This is a genomic window from Rhizorhabdus histidinilytica, assembly GCF_900167915.1.
Lineage (GTDB): Bacteria > Pseudomonadota > Alphaproteobacteria > Sphingomonadales > Sphingomonadaceae > Rhizorhabdus > Rhizorhabdus histidinilytica.
The window spans coordinates 98,141-118,111 of record NZ_FUYM01000011.1 but is presented as its reverse complement, the minus strand read 5'-3'; the positions used below and the strand labels follow the sequence as shown (position 1 = coordinate 118,111).

Annotated in this window: 20 protein-coding genes; 9 read left to right on the top strand and 11 right to left on the bottom strand. The window is 69.3% G+C overall.

What is annotated here, in order from left to right; all coding sequences use genetic code 11:
- Positions 1 to 1,116 (bottom strand): LLM class flavin-dependent oxidoreductase, encoded by a 1,116-nt coding sequence (locus tag B5X82_RS20970; RefSeq protein WP_223811195.1) that lies wholly within the window; start codon positions 1,114 to 1,116, stop codon positions 1 to 3.
- A gap of 414 nt (positions 1,117 to 1,530) precedes the next feature.
- Here B5X82_RS20970 and B5X82_RS20965 point away from each other — a divergent pair, with 414 nt between their 5' ends.
- Both B5X82_RS20965 and B5X82_RS20960 read left to right on the top strand, forming a co-directional pair.
- On the top strand, positions 1,531 to 2,151 hold the full coding sequence (locus B5X82_RS20965; RefSeq protein WP_079650122.1) for a TetR/AcrR family transcriptional regulator: 621 nt from the start codon (positions 1,531 to 1,533) through the stop codon (positions 2,149 to 2,151).
- A gap of 224 nt (positions 2,152 to 2,375) precedes the next feature.
- On the top strand, positions 2,376 to 3,437 hold the full coding sequence (locus B5X82_RS20960; RefSeq protein ID WP_209046668.1) for an isopenicillin N synthase family dioxygenase: 1,062 nt from the start codon (positions 2,376 to 2,378) through the stop codon (positions 3,435 to 3,437).
- On the opposite strand, the gene B5X82_RS20955 is transcribed toward B5X82_RS20960, so the two are convergent.
- Positions 3,376 to 4,221 (bottom strand): IclR family transcriptional regulator, encoded by an 846-nt coding sequence (locus tag B5X82_RS20955; RefSeq protein ID WP_235862756.1) that lies wholly within the window; start codon positions 4,219 to 4,221, stop codon positions 3,376 to 3,378. The genes B5X82_RS20960 and B5X82_RS20955 overlap by 62 nt on opposite strands.
- 78 nt (positions 4,222 to 4,299) lie before the next feature.
- Between B5X82_RS20955 and B5X82_RS20950 the strand changes: the two genes are divergently transcribed.
- From B5X82_RS20950 to dmpG, 3 genes are read left to right on the top strand one after another with little or no spacing between them, the layout of a single operon-like run.
- A complete protein-coding gene (locus B5X82_RS20950; RefSeq protein WP_079650121.1) occupies positions 4,300 to 5,079 on the top strand; it encodes a 2-keto-4-pentenoate hydratase in 780 nt (259 codons plus the stop codon).
- A gap of 2 nt (positions 5,080 to 5,081) precedes the next feature.
- The gene (locus B5X82_RS20945) at positions 5,082 to 6,026 is read left to right on the top strand and encodes an acetaldehyde dehydrogenase (acetylating) (protein WP_079650120.1); all 945 of its coding nucleotides are present in this window, start codon (positions 5,082 to 5,084) and stop codon (positions 6,024 to 6,026) included.
- Positions 6,023 to 7,060, top strand: a complete 1,038-nt coding sequence (gene dmpG, locus B5X82_RS20940) for a 4-hydroxy-2-oxovalerate aldolase (RefSeq protein ID WP_079650119.1) — start codon at positions 6,023 to 6,025, stop codon at positions 7,058 to 7,060. Before B5X82_RS20945 ends, dmpG begins: the two co-directional genes overlap by 4 nt.
- Positions 7,061 to 7,067: 7 nt before the next feature.
- On the opposite strand, the gene B5X82_RS20935 is transcribed toward dmpG, so the two are convergent.
- Positions 7,068 to 7,373 (bottom strand): hypothetical protein, encoded by a 306-nt coding sequence (locus B5X82_RS20935; RefSeq protein ID WP_079650118.1) that lies wholly within the window; start codon positions 7,371 to 7,373, stop codon positions 7,068 to 7,070.
- Positions 7,374 to 7,505: 132 nt separating this feature from the next.
- Positions 7,506 to 8,786, bottom strand: a complete 1,281-nt coding sequence (locus B5X82_RS20930; protein ID WP_079650117.1) for a Xaa-Pro dipeptidase — start codon at positions 8,784 to 8,786, stop codon at positions 7,506 to 7,508.
- A gap of 68 nt (positions 8,787 to 8,854) precedes the next feature.
- On the opposite strand from B5X82_RS20930, the gene B5X82_RS20925 reads away from it, so the two are divergent.
- Together B5X82_RS20925 and B5X82_RS20920 are read left to right on the top strand one after the other, a co-directional pair.
- Positions 8,855 to 9,403, top strand: a complete 549-nt coding sequence (locus B5X82_RS20925; RefSeq protein WP_079650116.1) for a hypothetical protein — start codon at positions 8,855 to 8,857, stop codon at positions 9,401 to 9,403.
- A 60-nt stretch (positions 9,404 to 9,463) separates the two neighbouring features.
- Entirely contained in the window at positions 9,464 to 9,649 is a 186-nt protein-coding gene (locus B5X82_RS20920) for a hypothetical protein (RefSeq protein WP_079650115.1), read from the top strand.
- A gap of 69 nt (positions 9,650 to 9,718) precedes the next feature.
- Here B5X82_RS20920 and B5X82_RS20915 read toward each other — a convergent pair whose 3' ends face one another.
- From B5X82_RS20915 to B5X82_RS20905, 3 genes are read right to left on the bottom strand one after another with little or no spacing between them, the layout of a single operon-like run.
- Entirely contained in the window at positions 9,719 to 12,784 is a 3,066-nt protein-coding gene (locus B5X82_RS20915) for a CHAT domain-containing tetratricopeptide repeat protein (RefSeq protein WP_235862755.1), read from the bottom strand.
- A 5-nt stretch (positions 12,785 to 12,789) separates the two neighbouring features.
- Complete coding sequence (locus tag B5X82_RS20910) at positions 12,790 to 14,613, bottom strand: M48 family metalloprotease (RefSeq protein WP_079650113.1); 1,824 nt, start codon at positions 14,611 to 14,613, stop codon at positions 12,790 to 12,792.
- A gap of 39 nt (positions 14,614 to 14,652) precedes the next feature.
- Complete coding sequence (locus tag B5X82_RS20905; protein WP_235862754.1) at positions 14,653 to 15,030, bottom strand: hypothetical protein; 378 nt, start codon at positions 15,028 to 15,030, stop codon at positions 14,653 to 14,655.
- A 334-nt stretch (positions 15,031 to 15,364) separates the two neighbouring features.
- Here B5X82_RS20905 and B5X82_RS20900 point away from each other — a divergent pair, with 334 nt between their 5' ends.
- Complete coding sequence (locus B5X82_RS20900) at positions 15,365 to 16,258, top strand: TonB-dependent receptor domain-containing protein (RefSeq protein WP_079650111.1); 894 nt, start codon at positions 15,365 to 15,367, stop codon at positions 16,256 to 16,258.
- Positions 16,259 to 16,277: 19 nt separating this feature from the next.
- Here B5X82_RS20900 and B5X82_RS20895 read toward each other — a convergent pair whose 3' ends face one another.
- Positions 16,278 to 16,595, bottom strand: coding sequence for a DMT family transporter (locus B5X82_RS20895; RefSeq protein WP_029548761.1), 318 nt, complete (start codon positions 16,593 to 16,595; stop codon positions 16,278 to 16,280).
- Between the two features lie 46 nt (positions 16,596 to 16,641).
- On the opposite strand from B5X82_RS20895, the gene B5X82_RS20890 reads away from it, so the two are divergent.
- A complete protein-coding gene (locus B5X82_RS20890; protein WP_079650110.1) occupies positions 16,642 to 17,286 on the top strand; it encodes a DUF1345 domain-containing protein in 645 nt (214 codons plus the stop codon).
- A gap of 46 nt (positions 17,287 to 17,332) precedes the next feature.
- Here the strand turns inward: B5X82_RS20890 and B5X82_RS20885 are convergent, their stop codons facing one another.
- The 3 genes from B5X82_RS20885 to ispG are packed head-to-tail and all read right to left on the bottom strand — an operon-like array spanning position 17,333 to position 19,864.
- A complete protein-coding gene (locus tag B5X82_RS20885; protein WP_079650109.1) occupies positions 17,333 to 17,812 on the bottom strand; it encodes a GNAT family N-acetyltransferase in 480 nt (159 codons plus the stop codon).
- Positions 17,809 to 18,696, bottom strand: a complete 888-nt coding sequence (locus B5X82_RS20880) for a DMT family transporter (RefSeq protein ID WP_079650108.1) — start codon at positions 18,694 to 18,696, stop codon at positions 17,809 to 17,811. Before B5X82_RS20880 ends, B5X82_RS20885 begins: the two co-directional genes overlap by 4 nt.
- A gap of 43 nt (positions 18,697 to 18,739) precedes the next feature.
- Positions 18,740 to 19,864, bottom strand: a complete 1,125-nt coding sequence (ispG, locus tag B5X82_RS20875; protein ID WP_079650107.1) for a flavodoxin-dependent (E)-4-hydroxy-3-methylbut-2-enyl-diphosphate synthase — start codon at positions 19,862 to 19,864, stop codon at positions 18,740 to 18,742.
- Positions 19,865 to 19,971: the final 107 nt, after the last annotated feature.

Below are 19,971 nucleotides of genomic sequence, written 5' to 3'. Positions count from 1 at the left end.
TCAGCCTCCGACGGCGGCGCTGAGCTTGCGCGCGGGGATATCGGTATCGGCGAAGCCGGCGACCTCCTTCGCGAACAGGTTCATCGAGCTCACGATCTCGCTATGGGCGATGCCGCCCACCTCGAACTGGAGGATCAGGTCGGTCGCACCAGCGGCGAAGAACTCGTCCATCGCCTTGCGCGATTCCTCGGGGTTGGCGATCACCACCATGCGGTTGTCGGTCAGCTCCTGGAGCGCCTTCTCCTCGGTCATGCCGACCGCGGTCTGGCCGAACAGGCGATGGGTGGCGTGGCGCGCGTCGGTATAGTCGGGCGGCGCGACCAGGCTGATCTGCCGGCGCAGGTACCAGATATAGGCGCTGACGATCGCCTCGATGTCCGAATCGGCGTGGGTGACGTGCCACGGCACCATGATCGCGATCCGCGCCTTGGCCGGATCGAAGCCGTTGCGCGCCAGTTCCGCCTTATATTCGGCGATGTCCTCGGCCAGGCCCGAGAGGCCCTTGAGGATCGGCATGCACAGCAGGTGATAGCCATGCTTGGCGGCGGCGAGGAAGCCGTCGAGGCTGGTCGAGGCGACCCAGACCTCGGGGTGCGGCTTCTGGACGACGCGGGGCAGGACCGACACGCCCGGAATCTCGTAATATTTGCCGCTGCGGGTGACTTCGGCGCCATCGGCCTTGAATATCTCCAGCACCGCGTCGAGATGGTCCTCCCAAATCTGGCGGCTCTGCTCGAACGGGCGCTGGAACGCCTGATATTCGAGCGGCGACGCACCACGCCCGGTGCCGAACAGGACGCGCCCGTTGCTGATCACGTCGAGCGTTCCGACCCGCTCCGCCACCCGGATCGGGCTGAGGAAGGGCAGCAGCATCACGCCCAGGCCGAGCTTGATGTTCTTGGTCGTCCGCGACGCCGCGGCGAGCATCAGGTCGGGCGCCGACGAGTGCGAGAAGCCACGGGTGAAATGATGCTCGACGAACCAAGCGGCGTCATAGCCGAGTTGATCGGCGATATCGATCTGCTCCAGCACGTTGTGAAACGTCTTCTGCTCGACCTCGGCGGAGCGCCCGCGCACCGACATCTCGAAGAATATGCCAAAATTTCGCTTCGACACCTGCTCTGCCTCTCCCTTTGGAAGCATCGGCGGCCCCTGACCCCGCGCCCCAACCGTAATCAAACAACAAACCTAGCGATCGCTTGGTTATGATTTCCGACTCCCTCGCCGTCAACCCACTTTCGAGTTGCAGTCCTGCAAATAATGCGATTGCGCGAGACTATATCGGATATTGAACATGCCTCATGAGGCATAAAAAGCGCTTGCTTGGCCCAACGAGCCAAGCCTAGGCTGACATGTTTCGCCGCGATGGCGGGGTTTCCCGACCTGGCCAAGCAGCCCACCGGTCGATTCCCGGGATTTTCGCCTTGCAGGCCGGCGGCATCGGCCGGCGACCGGGGCGAGCATCCGGTTGCTCGACTGCGGCGCTGTTGCTAGAGGACCGGTCAGGGGCCGTTACACAGGAGGAAAGGCTTGCCCAAGGAGGTTGCGACAGCGGAACGCTCGCCGACGCGGCGCAAGAGCGGCCGGCGCGAGGAGATATTGCAGATCGCGCGGACCCTGTTCGCCGAGAAGGGCTTCGAGGCCGCGAGCATCCGCGAGATCGGCGACGCCGCCGGCATCCTTTCGGGAAGCCTCTATTATCATTTCGCGACCAAGGACGACATGCTCGACGAGCTGGTCCGTCCGTTCGTGCTGCCGCTGCTCAAGCAATATGAGGTGATCGCCCACAGCGACGCCGAGGCGCCCGACCGGCTGCGGCAGATGATCCAGTTCGGCCTGCAGAACCTGGTCCAGGAGCCGGACCTCCTCAAGATCGTCGCCAACGACCGCAAGTTCTTCGCCAAGTCGGAACGCTTCAGCTATGTCGAGGAAGCCTGGCAGGACATCTTCCAGATCTGGTACGGCGTGCTGCAGGACGGCGTCCGCCAGGGCCAGTTCCGCAGCGACCTCAACCTCCACATCACGCTGCGCATGATCATCGAATTGCTCAACGGCACGGTCGATTGGTTCCGCCCCGACGGCCGCTTCACGATCGAACAGGTGATCGACACCCAGGTCGAGCTGCTGTTCGGCGGCCTCACCCCGCGCTGAGCGCGTCCGCGACGCCCTGACCCGCGTCGGCGCCGGATGGGCGGCGCCCCATCCGATTCATGCGTCGCAGGCGGCTTTCCGGTGGGAAGCCGCCCATGATCGCGTGGGACATAATGTGGTTTACCCAAGACCTTCGACCGATATCCTCAAGTACGTAAACTGATCCTTCCCAGGATATCTCGTTATCCGGGGATGGATTTCCGTACTCATCGAGGAAATCCGACATGCTCGAAGCACTGACGGCATCCACCGACAGTTACGCTGACGAAAAGATGAGCGAATCTGTGATCGCACATCTTCCCACGCTCGACATCTCCAGGCTGGACGGCACGCCCGACGAGCGCGCTTCTGTCGCAGCTGACTTACGCGACATCCTCTATGAGCATGGCTTCTTCTATCTTTCGGGGCATGGTGTCGATCCGACGCTCGTCGCGGAGGTGCTGGCGGCGTCGAAACGCTTCTTCGCGCTTCCCGAAGCCGACAAGCTGGAGATCGAGATGATCCGCTCGCCGCGGTTCCGCGGCTATAGCCGGGCGGGCGCCGAGCTGACGCAAGGCCGGCCCGACTGGCGCGAGCAGGTCGACTTCGACTGCGAGGAGGAGGCCCTGGCGGTCGGGCCCGACAGCCCGGCCTGGCAGCGGACGATCGGCCCGAACCTGTGGCCGTCGGCGATGCCCGAACTGAAGGACGTCATCACCCGCTATCAGGACGCTGTCACCCGCGTCGGGCTCGACGTGCTCAGGGCGATCGCCATCGCCCTCGGCCAGGACGAGGACGCGTTCGAACCGATGGTCCGGCCGCGTCCCCGCCAGCATCTCAAGATCCTGCGCTATCCGGGCCGGGCCGCGGCCGGATCGGACCAGGGGGTCGGCGCCCACAAGGACGGCGGGCTGGTCACCATCCTCCTCCAGGACGAATTGGCCGGGCTGCGCGTCCAGGGGCAGGACGGCGAATGGATCGATGCGCCGCCGGTACCGGGCAGCTTCGTCGTCAACACCGGGGAATTGCTCGAGCTGGCGACGAACGGCTTCGTTCGGGCGGACGTCCATGCCGCGGTCTCGCCTCCGCCCGGCCTGGAGCGCTACTCGATCGCCTTCTTCCTCGGCGCCGCGCACGAGGGAAGCATCCCGCTGATCGACCTTCCGCCCGCGCTGAAGCGGGCCGAGCGGGGCGTCAGCTCCGATCCCGCCAACCCGCTGTTCCGCGACGTCGGCGCCAACCACCTCAAGGCGCGGCTGCGCTCGCATCCCGACGTCGCGCGCGTCCATTATGCCGATCTCCTCTGACCGCTGCCACCGTCCCCTCGTCGCTATAGGGGAACAGCCGCGCCTCGATCTCGGCGATCGCGCGGCGTAGCGGCGGCAGCAGGTCGGCGGGCGCGCAGGGCGGCCCGTCCCGCGATACGACCATCGACACCGCCGCCACCACGTCGCCCGCGCGCGCGAGCGGCGCAGCGATGCAGATCAGACCGGGCACCATCTCCTCATTGTCGATCGCATAGCCCTGGCCGCGCACTGCATCGAGCTCGGTCCGCAGCGCCGCGACCGAGGTGATCGTCGTCGGGGTCAGCCCGACGAACGGCCCGGTGGCGAGATAGGCGTCGCGCTCGCCCACCGGCAGGTGCGAGAGCAGCACCTTGCCGATCCCCGAGCAATAGGCTTCGAGCTGCATCCCCTGACGCGAGATCGTCTCCCCCTTGCGGTCGCCGATCTTGAGCAGATAGGTGACCATATTGTCCTCGAACACGCCGAGGTGGACGGTCTTGCCCGTCTGCCGCGACAGCCGGCCCAGGATCGGCCGGCTGACCCGGGCGGCGAAGCTGCCCCAGTCGCGCCGGGCGCCGGCCAGCCGCAGCAGCACCGGACCCGCGACATAATGGCCGCGCCCGACCCGCAGCAGGAAACCGCTCTTCTCGAAGCCGACCGCGAGCCGGTGCGCGCTCGACGAGGAGATGCCGAGCTCCCCGGCCAGCACCGACAGCGACAGGCCGCGATCGTCGTCGATGATACGTTCGAGCAGGAGCAGCGATCTGGTCAGCGTCTGCGGGGCCGAGGTTCCGATCCGGGTCATGCACCCATTTCCCACATGGCGGGAATTGCGCGCAAGCGAGATTTGACCGAGCGCCGCGCCCGGACCTAGTCCAGCGCCATGGAGAAGGATCTCGAACCCACCGCCCGCCGCCTGCGCGAGGCCTATGCCGCCGGCCCGATCGCGCCGCTGCGCGACGTGCTCGACCCCACCGACATCGACGGCGCCTATGCCGTGCAGGCGATCAACACCGCACATTGGGTCGGCGAAGGCCGCCGCCTCGTCGGCCGCAAGATCGGCCTCACCGCCAAGGCGGTCCAGGCGCAGCTCGGCGTCGACCGGCCCGACTTCGGCGCGCTGTTCGAGGACATGCGGATCGCCGACGGCGGCCGGCTCGATCCTGCCCGCGCGATCCAGCCCAAGGCGGAGGCCGAGATCGCCTTCGTTCTGGGCCGCGACATCGCCGATGCCGACGCATCGCCCGAGGTGATCGCCGCGGCGATCGACCATGCGGTCGCGGCGATCGAGATCGTCGACAGCCGCATCGCCGACTGGAAGATCAGCTTCGCCGACACCGTCGCCGACAACGGCTCGTCGGCCTATTTCGTGCTGGGCGGCGATCCGAAGCCGCTCGCCGGGCTCGATCTCTACAGCTGCGGCATGGTCATGGAGTTCAACGGAGCGGTGGTTTCGCTCGGTGCGGGCGCCGCCTGCCTCGGTCATCCGCTCAACGCGGTCCAGTGGCTGGCCCGCACCCTCGCCTCGCGCGGCGAACCGCTGCGGGCCGGCGACATCCTCCTGTCCGGGGCGCTCGGCCCGATGGTCGCGCTGACGCCCGGCGACGAGGTCCGCACCCTCATCGGCGGCCTCGGCACCTGCACATTCACCTACGGAGCATAGCCATGAGCCAGAAGGTCAAGGCGGCGATCATCGGATCGGGCAACATCGGCACCGACCTGATGATCAAGATGATCAAATACCCGCAGAACATGGAGCTGGCGGCGGTCGTCGGCATCGATCCGGCGTCCGAGGGACTCGCCATGGCGCGCGAGCGCGGCATCGCGACCACGCATGAGGGGATCGAGGGGCTGAAGAAGCTGCCCGACTATGCCGAGATCGGCGTCGTCTTCGACGCGACCTCCGCCTATGCGCACAAGGTCCATGACGAGGCGCTGCGCGCCGACGGCAAGCTGGTGGTCGACCTGACCCCGGCGGCGATCGGCCCCTTCACCATCCCGCCCGTCAACATGGACGAGCATCTCGACGCGACCAACGTCAACATGGTCACCTGCGGCGGCCAGGCGACGATCCCCATCGTCGCCGCCGTCGCCCAGGTCGCCACGGTCCATTATGCCGAGATCGTCGCGTCGGTGTCCTCGCGCTCGGCCGGTCCCGGCACCCGCGCCAACATCGACGAGTTCACCCGCACCACGGCGAGCGCGATCGAGAAGGTCGGCGGCGCCGCGCAGGGCAAGGCGATCATCATCCTCAATCCGGCCGAGCCGCCGATGATCATGCGCGACACCGTCTTCACCCTGTCCGAGGGCGCCGACGAGGACGCGATCCGCGCCTCGGTCGCGGCGATGGTCAGGAAGGTGCAGGCCTATGTGCCCGGCTACCGCCTGAAGCAGGAGGTCCAGTTCGAGCGCTTCGGCGACAACAACAAGCTGAAGATCCCCGGCCGCGGCGAGTTCACCGGCATCAAGACCTCGGTGTTCCTCGAGGTCGAGGGCGCCGGCGACTATCTGCCCAGCTATTCGGGCAATCTCGACATCATGACCGCCGCCGCCAAGGCGACCGGCGAGCTGCTCGCGCAGCGCATCATCGAACGGAGGGCCGCGGCATGAGCTTCGACGTCAGCAAGGACAAGCTCTACATCCAGGACGTGACGCTGCGCGACGGCATGCATGCGATCCGGCACATGTACGGCATCGACCATGTCCGCGCGATCGCCAAGGCGCTCGACGAGGCCGGGGTCGACGCGATCGAGGTCGCCCATGGCGACGGCCTGAACGGCGCCAGCTTCAACTATGGCTTCGGCGCGCACACCGACTGGGAATGGCTGGAGGCCGTGGCCGACGTGCTGACCCGCTCGGTGCTGACCACGCTGATCCTGCCCGGCGTCGGCACCGTCGACGAGCTGCGCCGCGCCTATGACATCGGCGTCCGCTCGGTGCGCGTCGCGACCCATTGCACCGAGGCCGACGTCTCGAAGCAGCATATCGGCATCGCCCGCGATCTCGGCATGGACGTGTCGGGCTTCCTGATGATGAGCCACATGATCGAGCCGGAGGCGCTCGCGCAGCAGGCGCTGCTGATGGAGAGCTACGGCGCGCAATGCGTCTATGTCACCGACAGCGGCGGCGCGCTCGACATGGACGGGATCCGCGCCCGCTTCCAGGCCTATGACCGGGTGCTCAGGCCCGAGACCCAGCGCGGCATGCACGCCCATCACAACCTCTCGCTCGGCGTCGCCAACTCGATCGTTGCGGCGCAGGAGGGCGCGGTGCGGATCGACGCCAGCCTCGCCGGCATGGGCGCGGGCGCGGGCAATGCGCCGCTCGAGGTGTTCATCGCCGCGGTCGACCGCAAGGGCTGGAACCATGGCTGCGACGTCAACGCGCTGATGGACGCCGCCGAGGATCTCGTCCGCCCGCTCCAGGACCGGCCGGTCCGCGTCGACCGCGAGACGCTCGCGCTCGGCTATGCCGGCGTCTATTCGAGCTTCCTGCGCCATGCCGAGAAGGCGGCGGCGGACTATGGCCTCGACACCCGTACCATCTTGGTCGAGCTCGGCCGCCGCAAGATGGTCGGCGGCCAGGAGGACATGATCGTCGACGTCGCGCTCGATCTGATCCGCGAACGCGGCGCCGCGGCCTGACGGCCGCTCAGGCGAACAGGTCGAGCCGGCTGCCGGTGCCCCGGTCGGTCCGTTTCAGCGCCGCGTCGGCGGTGTAGAGGTTCGGCGCGGGCGTCGGCTCGACCGGCGTTTCGCCCTCGTCCTCGTCTTCAAGCCGCCTCGCCGTCGCGCGGAGCGGGCGGCGGGGATGCTCGCCCACCGGCTCGACCCTGTCCGGCCGGGTGACGGCGGGGATGGCGGCGATGCCGCGCCGGTCGGCGATGGTCGCCGCCGCTGCGGCCGCCATCGCCTCGCCGACGCGCAGGTCGCTTCGGATGACGTTCAGCAGATCCATGACTACCCAATTCCGCACATCCTGAGGAGCCATTGAGCAAAGGCGAAATGGCGTCTCGAAGGAACGGTCAGATAAAGGGCGCGATGCTCTAAGGAAGGCTTGCCCGGGCTGGTTAAGCGGCGGACAACCGCGTTATCGGATCAGCACCCCGCCCTTCATGACATGATCGATCCGTTCGAGCGCGGCGATGTCGGCGATCGGATCGGCCTTCACCGCGACCATGTCGGCATAATGGCCCGGCGCCACCGCGCCGACGTCGGCCGACCAGCCGAGCAGCTCCGCCGCCGTCACCGTCGCCGCCTGGATCGCCTGCATCGGCGTCATCCCGTAGCGGACCATATATTTGAACTGCCGGGCGTTGAGGCCGTGCGGATAGACGCCGGCGTCGGTGCCGAAGCTGATCTTCACGCCCGCCTTCACCGCCTTGCGGAACCCCTCGCGCTGGGCGTCCGTGGTCTCGCGATTCTTGCGGAGATGGTCGGCCGGCCATCCCTCGCGGGTGCCGACCTCCTCGATATAGTCACCGTTATAAATATCCATGTCGAGGAACACGCCCCTGGCCTTGGCCAGCGCGATACCCTCGTCGTCGATCAGCGAGGCGTGCTCGATCGCACGCACCCCGGCACGGATCGCCGCCTTGATCCCCGCCGCGCCATGCGCGTGCGCCGTTACCCAGCCGCCATTGGCCTTCGCCGTCTCGACCGCGGCGCGCATCTCCTCCTCGCTCAGCTCCTGCACGCCCGGCTCGGTCCCTTCGGCGAGCACCGCGCCGGTCGCGATCAGCTTGATCGAGTCGACCCCGCGCTGGAAGAGCTGGTTGACCTTGAGCCGCACGTCCTCGGGACCGGTGACGACGCCAACCCGCATGTCGGCGGGCAGTTGCACGTCCGGGGCGAAGCCGGTGACCTCGCCGCCGCCGCCCGGCACGGTGATATAGGCGCCGACCACGCTCATCCGCGGCCCCTCGACGTCGCCGCGGCCGATCGCGTCGCGCAGCGCGACGTCGCTGTATGCGCGGAAGGTGCCGACATCGTGGACGGTGGTGAAGCCGGCGTGCAGCGTCTCGCGGGCGTGGCGCGCGCCGACATAGGCGATCTCCTGCTGGCTGTGCAGCAGGGGTTCGGCGACGTTGTTGGTCTGCCCCCAGTCGGCGAGATGGGTGTGCATGTCGATCAGCCCTGGCAGCACCGTATAGCCCGACCAGTCGAGCAACGCCGCACCCGGCGGCGGCGGGGCATAGGGGGTGACGGCGGTGACCCGGCCGTCGTCGATCCGGATCAGCCGGTCGGCCAGGACGACGCCCTTCTCGCTGTCGATCAGCCGCCCGGCGCGGACATAGCTGGTCTGCGCCTGCACGGCGCCCGCGGCGAACAGCGCGAGGCCGATCACGGAACAAAGACGACGCAAGGCCATTCCCAAGGCTCCCCCTAAGCGAAATATCGCTCTTTTCTTCCCGCAATTGCCGCCGCTAGGAAAGTGCCATGATCAAGCCCGCCCTCCGCATCGCCCTGCTGGCCATGTTCGCGGCCCCGCTCGCCGCCGCGGGCCGGGACGCCCCGCCGCCGGACAATGGCCAGGCCGGGAACGCGCAGGCCCCCGACGAGGAGGGGCGGCTCCAGTCGATGGGCAAGAGCGCCGGGCGGATCGCGAGCCAGCCGGCACGCGATGTCGGCGTCGCCAAGACCGGCATTCCGATCCCGCTGCAGAAGGCGTGGGACGCGCCCTACAGCCTGAAGGGCATCCGCACCTGCCGCGACATCTCGCGCGCCTTCCACGAGCTGACCGACGTGATCGGTCCCGACTTCAAGGCCGGCGATGTCAAGAAGGAGAACAAGGCCGGCAAGCTCGCCGAGGCGGGCGGCAAAACGATCGTCAACTCGATCATCCCGTTTCGCGGCCTCGTCCGCGAGGTGACCGGCGCGGCCCCCGCGCAACGCCGGCTCGAGCGCGCGATCGCGGCGGGATATGCGCGGCGCGGTTTCCTGCGCGGAATCCATCAGACCCGCAAATGCCGGACCAAGCTGTTCTGATCTTGTGGCCCACGCGCGCCGCGCTATCCTCTCTGCCCAAGGAATGAAGGAGAGGAAGACATGCTCGTCATGTTCGTCGGCACCGACCGGGTCGAAACCGCGATCAACGCCCATCAGGTGACCTTCATCTCACAGGTCAGCGACGGCACCCGCATCCGCTTCGGCGAGGGCCGCAGCGTCACCGTCACCGAACCGCTCGCCGAAGTCATCGAAAAGCTCAACACGGGCCTCCGCCCGCACGAGTGAAGCGATAGAGCGATTTCCAGGCAGATGGAAACATCTGCCGACTCGGAAATCGCGGCCGCTCCATATGGCTCAGCCGTCGTCGGAGCCGATGACGGTGAACGGCGCCCAGGCGGCCGGATGCGCCCAGGACGGCGACCAGCCGGGCAACGCCGATCCGTCGGCGCGGCGGCCGGTACGCACCGCGCGCATCGCCTGCTGCAACGCCGCCGCACGACTGAGCCCCGCCTTGCGCGCGACCAGCGTCTCGACCGTCAGCGCCGCCGTCGCGTCGTCGGCCACCCGCCAGCGGCTGGCGAGCAGCGACCCCGCCCCGGCATAGAGGAAGGCGCGGCCGAGGCTCGACAGGCTGTCGGCGCCGGGGGTGCCGTCGGCGGTGGCGGTGTTGCAGGCGGACAGGATCACCCAGTCGGCCGACAGATGCATGCCCGTCACCTCCGACGCCGCGAGCAGGCCGTCGTCCTCGGGCGATCCGGTCTCGGGCGGGGTGAAGGCGAGGCCAGGCTCGCGCAGGCCGCCGATCTCGCCCGGCAATATGCCATGGGTCGCGAAGGCGATGATCCGCGCGCTGCCGACCGCCTGGTCGCGGCGCACCGACCCCTCGGTCGCGGCGGTGCCGAGGTGCAGCAGCTCGGGGGTCGCGCTGAGCGTCGCGGCCATCGCCTTGAGCTCGACCTCGGTGCCCGGCAGCGGGCTCAGCTCGCGCAGCGCGGAAGGATCGGCCAGCCCCTGGCCCGCTCGATCGACCGGCTGCGGAATGCGCAGGAAATCATCGATGTTCCGCCCCTCGCCCGCCGGCCCGACGAAGGCGGGCGCGCCATAGCCGACGAACTGGACCTGCCCGCCTGCGGTCGCCGCCACCGGGGTCACGGGCGCCGCGCGCAGCACCGACACCGCCGGCAGCACGGTCAGCGCATAACGGTCGGCCAGCCACGGCGTGTCGCGCAGCGCCGCCGCGTCCGCGCTCCCCGTGGCCGGTGGCGCCGTCGGCAGCAGGCCGAGCGGCAGCTCGGCGAGCGCCCCGCCGGTCACCACGAACAGGCCGCGACTGCCGGCCAGCGCCGGTTCGACCGGGGCGATCAGGTCGCGATAGAGGCCGAACGCCGCCGTGCGGTCGAACGGCGGCCAGCCCGGCGCGGCGTCGCCGCAGCCCTTGGGATCGACCTGGCAGCGCAGCCGGCGGACCGTCTCCGCGACCACCGCCGCCCCGCCATGGCGCGACCAGCGAACGTCGCCAGGGCCCAGCGCGAAGCTGTAGAGATCATCCCCGGCCGCAACGATCAACAACAGGCCGTCCGCCGCGCCGAGGCGCCCGCGCGCCTCGCCGAGTGCGACGCTCTGCGCGCCGATCAGCCGCGCATAGCTGGGAAAGTCCTGTGCCAGGCGGCGATCGGCCTCGGCCAGGTCGCGCGCATTGGCGGCGATCAGGTCGCGGGTCTGGGCGATGCGCGCACCGTCGCCGGCGATGAGCTGGCGGAGCAGCCGCGCGTCGAGTTCGGCGGCTCGGTCGGACAGGTCCTGCTGGCGCCGGACCAGCGCGCCGAGCGGCCCCTCCCCGGCGGCGGTGCGGGCGGCGGTGCGCGCCATGCTGCGCGCGGCCGCCGAGACCGACAGGTCCTGCGCGGCGAGGAAGGCCTCGGCCCGGAGCGCCGCCGCCTGGCCGGGCGAGCGGGCCGCCTCGGCCCAGTTCGCGCGGATCAGCGTGGCGAAGGCGCCGGCCAGCGGATCGAAGCGGCTGGCGTCGCCGGCCTCGGCGCGCGCAATCGCCTGCTGCGCCCCGTCGCTGTCGCGCGCGTCGCCGATCCGCCCCGCGCGGCGGCGGCGGACGATCTCCGCGGCCTCGCGTGCCGCCTTCACCGCATCGGCCGGGCGGCCAAGCGACAGGTAGAGATCGGCGAGATCCGCCAGCGCCTCGGCCAGCGCGGGATGGTCGGCGCCGAACGCCGCGCGGCGTGCCGCCACGCCTTGCTCATAATAGGGCAAGGCGGCGTCGAAGCGGCCCTGCGCCGCCAGCACATGGCCGAGCCGCAGCCGCGCCGTCGCGATGTCGGGATGACCGGCGCGCAGCGTCCTGAGCCGGATCGCCAACGCCTGTTCGAACAACGGCTGCGCCTCGGCGGCCTTGCCCTGCCGCTCCAGGTTGACCGCGACGTTGGACAGGCCGATCGCCGTCACCGGATGATCGGTCCCATAGGTCCGCTGCCAGATGGCGAGCGCACGGGCATAGAGCGGCGCGGCGCCGGCATAGTCGCCCTGCCGGTTCAGATTGTGCGCGGCATTGTTGTAGCCGGTCGCGGCGGCGAGCCCGTCGGGGTCGATCGCGGTGCGGATATCGAGCGCGCGCCGATAGGCCGGGGCGGCGTCGGCATGGCGCCCCTGCCCGTCGAGGTTGAAGCCGAGATTGTTGTAGCTGGTGGCGACCGCCGGATCGTCGGGGCCCAGCTCCGCGATGCGCACCGCGAGCGACTGGCGGTAGAGCGGCTCCGCCTCGATCGGCCGGCCGAGTGCGTCGAGATTGGACGCGACATTGCCCTCGATGAGCGCGAGGTCGAGATCCTCGGGCTCCCAGCGCTGCGCGATGCCGAGCGCCCTGGCGTAGAGATCGCGCGCCTCGGTGAAGCGCCCCTGCCGGCCGAGCGCATAAGCGAGATTGTTATAGGCGAGCGCGGTGGCCCGCCCCTCCTCCCCTGCCTTCGCCCGCGCCCGCCCGAGCGCCGCGCGATAAAGGCCCTCCGCTTCGTCATAACTGCCGAGCGCCTGGAGATTGGCGGCAAGGTTGGAAGCGGCCTGCTCGCTCAGCCGGTCGTCGGGACCCAGCTTCGCGGCGAAGATGGCGAGCGCGCGGCGGTAGAGCGGGGTCGCCTCGGCCGGCTTGCCCTGCCGCACCAGCCAGCCGGCGATCAGCGACAGCGTGCCGCCCACCTCGGGATGGTCGGCGCCCTTCGCCGCCTCCTCGATCGCCAGCGCCTCGCGGCCGAGCGCGATCGCCTCGTCCCATCGCCGCGCGGCGGTGGCGGCGCCGATCCCCGCCTCGATCCGGGCCAGCCGCGTGTCGGCGTCCGGCTCCGCTGCGGACAGCGGCGCCGCGAGCACAAGCGCCAGCGCGGTGAGCAGGCCGCCTGCCCGGCCCGGTGGCATCGTCCTCATCCGCCGAAGGGCAGCTTGAAGCCGAGCGGGTTAGACGGCTGCTGCGCGGCCTGCGGCATCGCCGCCTTGCAGCGTTCGGTGATATAGTCGCGGCCCTTCACGGCCATGCAGGCATTGTAGACGAGCTGCGCGCCCGCCATGTCGCCGGCTGCGATGTCGCGCTTGATCTCGATGCTCTTGAAATGGTCGGGGTCCTTGAAGCGCGCCTTGCCCTCGGCGATCAGGGCGTTGCTGTCGCTCATGTCGCCCGCGCCGATCTCCATCTCGGTATAGCTTTCGTAGAGCTGGAGGTTCTGGACTCCGCTGCCGGTGCGCGCCGCCTGGAAGAAGCTCCCTGCCTGCGCGACATTGCCCTGGTCGCGCGCGGCGAGCCCGGCGACATAGTTGACGAAGGTCGGCGCGGTGCGGCTGCCGGCGCCGAGCGCGCGGAGCTGGGCCGAAGCGCCCGCATAGTCCTGCGCGAAATAGCTGGCCCGCGCCTTCATATAGGCGTTGCGCATCGCCACCGTGCGGGCGAATTCGGGCTTGCCCTTGATCCGGCCGATCAGCGCGCCGGTGTCGATCGGCGGATCGGCGGTCGGATAGCCGGCCTGGAAATAGGCGGCCAGACCCTTGCGCCGCTCCTCGGGCGGAAGATGGGTGTCGCCGCCCATCGAGCGGGTGATGTTGCCGAGGTTGGAGACCAGCGCCCCGCCCGCCGTCTTGAGCAGGCCCGACCCGAAGCCCTGCATGCCCGCCCCGCCAGTCGCGGCGAAGCCCGCCACATTGCTGGTGGCGAAGCCCTTCATCGCCTCGCCCATGCTGGCCTGCGCCGCGTCGGCCGCGGCCTTGCGCTTGTCGTAGGAGGCCTTCTGCGCCTCGAACGCCTTCTGGAGCCGCTCGAACACATTGGCGTAGCTGTCGATCGTCATGTTGCTGCGGATCAGCAGGTCGACCGCCAGCGCGTCGGCCTCATTCTCCTGGTCGCGGTTCCACGAGGTCGCGAAGATGTCGTCGACCGCGAAGCGCAGCGCCTCGGCCACCGGCGCTGCGCGGCGGGCGCCCGCGTCCATCCCGCTCTGCATCGTCGCCAGCGAGACGTTGCCGCCGCTCCGCTTCATCGCGGTGAAGGCGCTGCCCGCGCTCCACGCGACCGACACCGCCTGGGTCGCGCCGCGCGCGCCGGCGATCGTCTCCGCCTTGGCGAAATGCCCGAGCAGCAGGTGCGAATATTCGTGGGCGAGGACGAACAGCACCTCCGAATCGGACTGCGCCGCCTCCAGCAGCCCCATCGACACGACAATCGTGTTGTCGGGCAGCGCCTGCGCCTGATAGGCCTCGTCGGCGCGGAACAGCAGCTTGGGCGTGCGTTCGAGCGGGGCATAGGGCCAGGCCTTGCCAAAGGCCTCGAGCACCGGCCGCAGCTCGCGCTCGAAGGCGGGGATGTCGACCAGGTCCATCCGTGCCGAGCGGGTGTTCATCACCTGCGCCGACAGGCCCATGGATCCGGCGGTGTCGCCCGCCCCGCTGCGCATCTTGTTGCCGGAGACGCATAGGTCGCCAGCGTCGAGGGTCGAGATGAACGGTGCCTTGTCGATCGAGAATTTGCCGCGCGCCTTCTTGTCGACCTTTTTCACCGCGGCCAGCGATCCGGCCGGCGGCACCGGGCAGCCGGTGAGCGGGACATAGGGCGCGTCGGGGAGCGAAGCCACCACCGGTTCGGCCGGGGCGGCCGCGACCTTGGCGGGCGCGGCGGCGCGCTTCTTCTTGGGGGCGGCGTCGATCGTAGGGGCGGTGCCGAGCGCAATCGCCACGGCCGCCAGGATCATGCTGTGTCGCATCTGAAAAACCCTCCTGTTGTGCCCCCCGATCTCCCTTCGCTACTTGCCCCCGCCGCAGCCGAGCCCCAGCGACTGCTGCAAACCTTCCTCTTCCATTTTGGCGAAGCTCATCGCATTGGCGTCGCACTTGATCGCCGCGAGATCGCCGACATAGTCGACCGTCGACAGGCGCAGCCAGGCGAGCTTGCCGTCGAGCCGCACGCCGACGAAGCCGGCCTTGGCGCCGACCACCTGCGCCCCCGCCGATCCGGCCGCCGGCATCGACGCGACCGGCACGTCCCGCAGCTTGGTCCCCGCATCGTCGTAGATCGGCAACGGATCGCGCTTATAGGCCTTGATCGCCGGGGCGTCGGCCGCCTGCGCCACGGCCGGCAGAACCATCCCCGCCGCCAGCACGGCCATCACGGCAAGACGCATCGACTCTCGCAACATAGCATACCCCTGTCATGCCCCCCGTCCCCATCTCCTATACGGGACGGGAGAGCGCCCGGTTGCCCCAGGCAAGACGAAATCGTCGGCGGCCAGCCTTAACGTCCGGAAACGCCCGCCGCTGTCATCTCGATCACAGCACCGGCCATCTCGTCTTGCGCCGAGCATAGCATGGCGTTCGGGCGCTGGCGCGTGATTCGGGACACGGCCCCCGCCCCGCGCACGGCAATATTTCTGACGCCCGGATGACCCGCCTCCGACTCGCGGGCGCCATCGCGCGGTCATCGCTCGCGGCTAAAACCACGGGGACAGGGGGAAGACCATGCGACCGCTCATCGGACTGGCGACGCTCGGCCTCGCCATGCTGCCCGAACCGGCCATTGCCCAGCCGCTCGCCGTCGCCGATGCGCCGGCCGGCTGGATCGGCCTGCGCAACCGGCCATTCAGCGTCGGCCGGCTGATCGGCGAACCCCGCCCCCATCGCACCGATGTCGCCCGCGTCCGCGCGCTCGGGCCGGCCCCCGACGGGGAAAGGCTGATCAGCTTCGCACGCAGCAGCACCGATGCGCCGTCGCCATCGCTGCTGCTGCGCGATGCGCCGCGCTTCAGCCGCCTGCCGGGCAGGCAGACCGATGACTATGAGGTGGGGTTGCGCGGCACCCTCGCCGACCCGATCACGATCCAGGCGGGCTTCTCCTACAACAAGTTCCGCAACCTGGAGACCAGCCTGCGTCAGAACGGCCGGCTGATGACGGCCAGCGCGGGCAAGGCCAAGACCTATGGCGTGGAAAGCATGGCACGCTGGACGGCGAACGAGCATGTCAGCCTGTTCGTCGCCGCCGCCTATCGCGAGGGCCGGCTCAAGAACCGTGTTCGCGACGGCCGGAAATTCCGGCTCTCGTCCGACCGGTCGGCCTCGTTCGGCGCGGTGGTGCTGATCCCGGCCGGCGCAGGGCGGATCGCCTTCATTCCCAGCCTCGCCTATCAGTCGGCGATGAGCCTCGGCCGCGACGGCGGCGGCCTGGGTGCGGCCACGCTGGTCAACGCGCAGCTCGGCTACGCCTTTTCCGATGGTTTCGAGGTCGAGGCGCTCGCTGCCAACCTGCTGGGCGCCCGCCATGCCGGCCCGCCGGTACGGGGCGCCGCCGCGCAGATCGCCGGCGAACCGCGCGTCTTCGGCATCCGCGCGCGGCTTCGCTTCGGGACCGGCCTCTGAGCTTCGCGGCCCGGCCGCCTCAATGCGCGGTCAGCTTGAGCCCCGCGATGCAGGCGACGATCGCGAAGATAAGGACGATGCGCAGCGGCGTCGCCGGTTCGCCGAACCAGGCCATGCCGACGATCACCGTCCCGATCGCGCCGATCCCGCCCCAGACGGCATAGGCGGTACCCATCGGGATCGACCGGCTCGCGACCTCGAGCAGGCCCATCGACAGCGTCACCGAGGCGAGGAAGCCCAGTGTCCAGGGAATGTTGCGGAACCCGTCGACGAAGCGCAGGCAGGTGGTGAAGCCCACTTCGAAGCAACCACCGACGATCAACCATATCCAAGCCATGCGGCGGGCCATAGCGGGGCGATCCCGCTTAAGCTAGACGGGGGCCATGGCAGCCCCGCTCGATCTCGGCCACCGTCTCGCGCCGCCGCGCTTCCTCGCCTTCCTGGCGCTGGGCATCATCGGTTTCCTCGTCGCCTTCCGCTCGATGGGCTGGACCCGCGCGGCGATGATCGGCTTCGACATCGGCGCGATCGTCTTCCTGCTGTCCTGCCTCCCTCTGCTCGGCCGCGCGCCCGATGCGATGCGCGAGTCCGCCGAGCGCAACGACGCCAACCGCGTCACCCTGCTCGCGATCACCGGAACGGTGTGCAGCGTGATCCTGGTCGCGATCGCGGAGGAGCTGTCGGCGCGCGGCGCGGCGAACCCCGGTATCGTCGGGCTGATCATCGGCACGCTGCTGGTCGCCTGGCTGTTCAGCAACATGGTCTATGCGCTGCATTACGCGCATCTCTTCTACAGCCGCGACGCGAAAGGCGGCGACGCGGGCGGCCTCGGCTTCCCCAGCGAGGACGAGCCCGATTATTGGGACTTCATCTATTTCGCCTTCACGCTGGGCATGACCTTCCAGACTTCCGACGTCGAGATCGGCGGACGGGCGATCCGGCGCGTGGTGATCCTCCACTGCTTCGCCGCCTTCATCTTCAACATCGGCGTGCTCGCCTTCACGATCAACGTGCTCGGCGGCGGGTAAGCGGGGGCGCCGACACTCTGCCCGTCATGAAGGGAAGGCCGAAGCCCTACTCCTTCAGCGCGGCCAGTGCGTCGCCGTCGAGCCGCCAGGGCTCCCAACCCTCCATGTGACGGCCGCCCAGTCGGCGGTAGAAGCCCTTGGCCAGTTCGTTCCAGTCGAGCACGCCCCAGTCGATCCGCGCGCAGTCGTGCGCCTCAGCCTCGCGGCCCAGCGCCTGGAATAGCGCGCGGGCGACGCCGCCGCCCCGCGCGTCGGGATCGACGAACAGGTCCTCCAGATAGAGGCCGTGACGGCCCGTCCAGGTCGAGAAGTTGAAGAACCACACAGCGATGCCGACCACCCGGCCGCCCTGTTCGGCGACATGGGCGAACACCTTCGCCCCGTCCCCGAACAGCAACGCCGCGAGCCCCTCGGGAGTCGCCTCGACGGCATCGGGCGCGCGCTCATAGACGGCAAGCGCGTGGATCAGGCGGAGGATGTCGTGCTCGTCGCCGGGGCGGGCGCGGCGGACGATGGGGTCGGTCATGGGATCACGTCTCTTTCCATATTGGGTGCCCGGGCCGCTATCAGGCAGCCGGCGACGATCAGCGCCGCCCCCGCCAGGGTCGCCAGCCCCACCTTCTCCTCGAAGAAGACAAAGCCCCACAGGCTGGCCCAGATGAAGGCGGTGAACTCGACGGGGGCGAGATAGCTCGCCTCGGCGCGCGCATAGGCCCAGCTCAGAAGCACCAGCGAGACCGTCGCGAGCAACGCCGCGAACAGGATCAGCGGAACGTCGCCGGCCGGCGGCAGATGCGCGAACCAGGGCATGGCGAGGGCGAGGCACAGCGCCATGAACACGCTCTGGAAGAAAGCGACCTCATAGGGATCGGCGACCTGCGCCTGCCGCCGCATCAGGATGATGTTGTAGGCGTAGGCGACCGCCGACAGCAGCACCGCCAGCGCGCCGAGCAGGGCATCGGGCCCCATCGCGGCATGCGCCTGCCCCCAGAGGATGACGAGCACGCCACCGAACCCCATCGCCGAGCCGAGCAGCGCGCCGCGCTTCATCCGTTCCTTGAGCAGCAGCACCGCCAGCCCCTGCGCGATCAGCGGAGCGATGAAGGTCAGCGCGATCGCCTGTGCCATCGGCGTGCGCGCGAGCCCCCAGAAGAACAGCATCGCCATCACCGCCGACACCGCCCCGCGCTCGACGTGCAGCCGCATCGCCGCGCGCGATGGACGGACAGGGCGCGACCACAGCCAGGGAATCGCGCCGAAGCCGATTCCGGCGAAACCGCGCCAGAGCAGCGTGTCATAGGTGCCGATCGCGAGCGCGAGCGCCTTCACCACCGCGTCCATCGACGAAAAGACGGCGATGCCGAGGCAGGCGACCGCGAAGGCGATCGCCGGGGAGGCCTGCCTGCTCATCGGGCGGGACGGCCCCGGCCTCGGCCGGGGCGACGGACTGGCGTCATTCGGCCGCTTGCGCCTGTGCCGCCTCGGCTGCCTCGATCTCGGCGGCCTTCGCCTCGACCAGCCGGACGATATGGTCGACCATGTCGGCGCCCTGCACGGTGTGGTCGGTGACACCCGACAGATAGACCATATGCTTGCCGGCGCCGCCGCCGGTCAGGCCGATGTCGGTCTCGCGCGCCTCGCCGGGGCCGTTGACGACGCAGCCGAGCACCGACAGCGACAACGGCACGCGGATATGCTGGAGCCGTTCCTCGAGCGTCTGGACGGTGCGGATCACGTCGAAGCCTTGGCGCGCGCAGGACGGGCAGGAAACGACGCGGACGCCGCGATTACGGATACCGAGCGCCTTCAATATCTCGAAGCCGACGCGGACCTCCTCCTCGGGTTCGGCCGACAGCGAGACGCGGATCGTGTCGCCGATCCCGGCCCAGAGCAGGTTACCGATGCCGATCGCCGACTTGACGGTGCCGCCGATCAGCCCGCCCGCCTCGGTGATACCCAGGTGGAGCGGGCAGTCGACCGCCTCGGCCAGCCCCATATAGGCCGACACGGCGAGGAACACGTCCGACGCCTTCACCGCGACCTTGTACTCGTGGAAATCATGGTCCTGGAGCAGCTTGATATGGTCGAGCGCGCTTTCGACCAGCGCCTCGGGGCAGGGCTCGCCATATTTCTCCAGCAGGTCCTTCTCGAGGCTGCCGGCGTTGACGCCGATCCGCATCGAGCAGCCGTTGGCCTTGGCGGCGCGAACGACCTCGGCCACGCGTTCGGCCGAGCCGATGTTGCCGGGGTTGATGCGCAGACAGGCGGCGCCCGCATCGGCCGCCTCGAGCGCGCGCTTATAGTGGAAATGGATGTCGGCGACGATCGGCACCTTTGCGGCGCGGACGATCTGCTTCAGCGCGGCGGTCGACGCTTCGTCGGGACATGAGACGCGGATGATGTCGGCGCCCGCATCCTCGCAGCGGCGGATCTGGTCGATCGTCGCCCTGGCGTCCTCGGTCGGGGTGTTGGTCATCGTCTGGACGGTGACCGGCGCGCCGCCGCCGACGGCGACGTTGCCGACCATGATCTGGCGCGACTGACGGCGCTGGATGTCGCGCCACGGGCGGATGGACATGGTATTCCGTTCTTTGAAAAGCCTCGGCGCCCGTATAGGCTGATTCCATCCATTGGAACAGCCGTCACGCCGGCCCCCGCCGGCATCCTCGCGGAGCATCGCTCCGC

Excerpts from the sequence above, each read along its gene's own strand:
- B5X82_RS20960 (WP_209046668.1), top strand. The coding sequence starts at position 2,376 with ATGCTCGAAGCACTGACGGCATCCACCGACAGTTACGCTGACGAAAAG.
- B5X82_RS20955 (WP_235862756.1), bottom strand. The coding sequence starts at position 4,221 with ATGACCCGGATCGGAACCTCGGCCCCGCAGACGCTGACCAGATCGCTG.
- B5X82_RS20950 (WP_079650121.1), top strand. The coding sequence starts at position 4,300 with ATGGAGAAGGATCTCGAACCCACCGCCCGCCGCCTGCGCGAGGCCTAT.
- B5X82_RS20945 (WP_079650120.1), top strand. The coding sequence starts at position 5,082 with ATGAGCCAGAAGGTCAAGGCGGCGATCATCGGATCGGGCAACATCGGC.
- dmpG (WP_079650119.1), top strand. The coding sequence starts at position 6,023 with ATGAGCTTCGACGTCAGCAAGGACAAGCTCTACATCCAGGACGTGACG.
- B5X82_RS20935 (WP_079650118.1), bottom strand. The coding sequence starts at position 7,373 with ATGGATCTGCTGAACGTCATCCGAAGCGACCTGCGCGTCGGCGAGGCG.
- B5X82_RS20930 (WP_079650117.1), bottom strand. The coding sequence starts at position 8,786 with ATGGCCTTGCGTCGTCTTTGTTCCGTGATCGGCCTCGCGCTGTTCGCC.
- B5X82_RS20925 (WP_079650116.1), top strand. The coding sequence starts at position 8,855 with ATGATCAAGCCCGCCCTCCGCATCGCCCTGCTGGCCATGTTCGCGGCC.
- B5X82_RS20920 (WP_079650115.1), top strand. The coding sequence starts at position 9,464 with ATGCTCGTCATGTTCGTCGGCACCGACCGGGTCGAAACCGCGATCAAC.
- B5X82_RS20915 (WP_235862755.1), bottom strand. The coding sequence starts at position 12,784 with ATGCCACCGGGCCGGGCAGGCGGCCTGCTCACCGCGCTGGCGCTTGTG.
- B5X82_RS20910 (WP_079650113.1), bottom strand. The coding sequence starts at position 14,613 with ATGCGACACAGCATGATCCTGGCGGCCGTGGCGATTGCGCTCGGCACC.
- B5X82_RS20905 (WP_235862754.1), bottom strand. The coding sequence starts at position 15,030 with ATGCGTCTTGCCGTGATGGCCGTGCTGGCGGCGGGGATGGTTCTGCCG.
- B5X82_RS20900 (WP_079650111.1), top strand. The coding sequence starts at position 15,365 with ATGCGACCGCTCATCGGACTGGCGACGCTCGGCCTCGCCATGCTGCCC.
- B5X82_RS20895 (WP_029548761.1), bottom strand. The coding sequence starts at position 16,595 with ATGGCTTGGATATGGTTGATCGTCGGTGGTTGCTTCGAAGTGGGCTTC.
- B5X82_RS20890 (WP_079650110.1), top strand. The coding sequence starts at position 16,642 with ATGGCAGCCCCGCTCGATCTCGGCCACCGTCTCGCGCCGCCGCGCTTC.
- B5X82_RS20885 (WP_079650109.1), bottom strand. The coding sequence starts at position 17,812 with ATGACCGACCCCATCGTCCGCCGCGCCCGCCCCGGCGACGAGCACGAC.
- B5X82_RS20880 (WP_079650108.1), bottom strand. The coding sequence starts at position 18,696 with ATGAGCAGGCAGGCCTCCCCGGCGATCGCCTTCGCGGTCGCCTGCCTC.
- ispG (WP_079650107.1), bottom strand. The coding sequence starts at position 19,864 with ATGTCCATCCGCCCGTGGCGCGACATCCAGCGCCGTCAGTCGCGCCAG.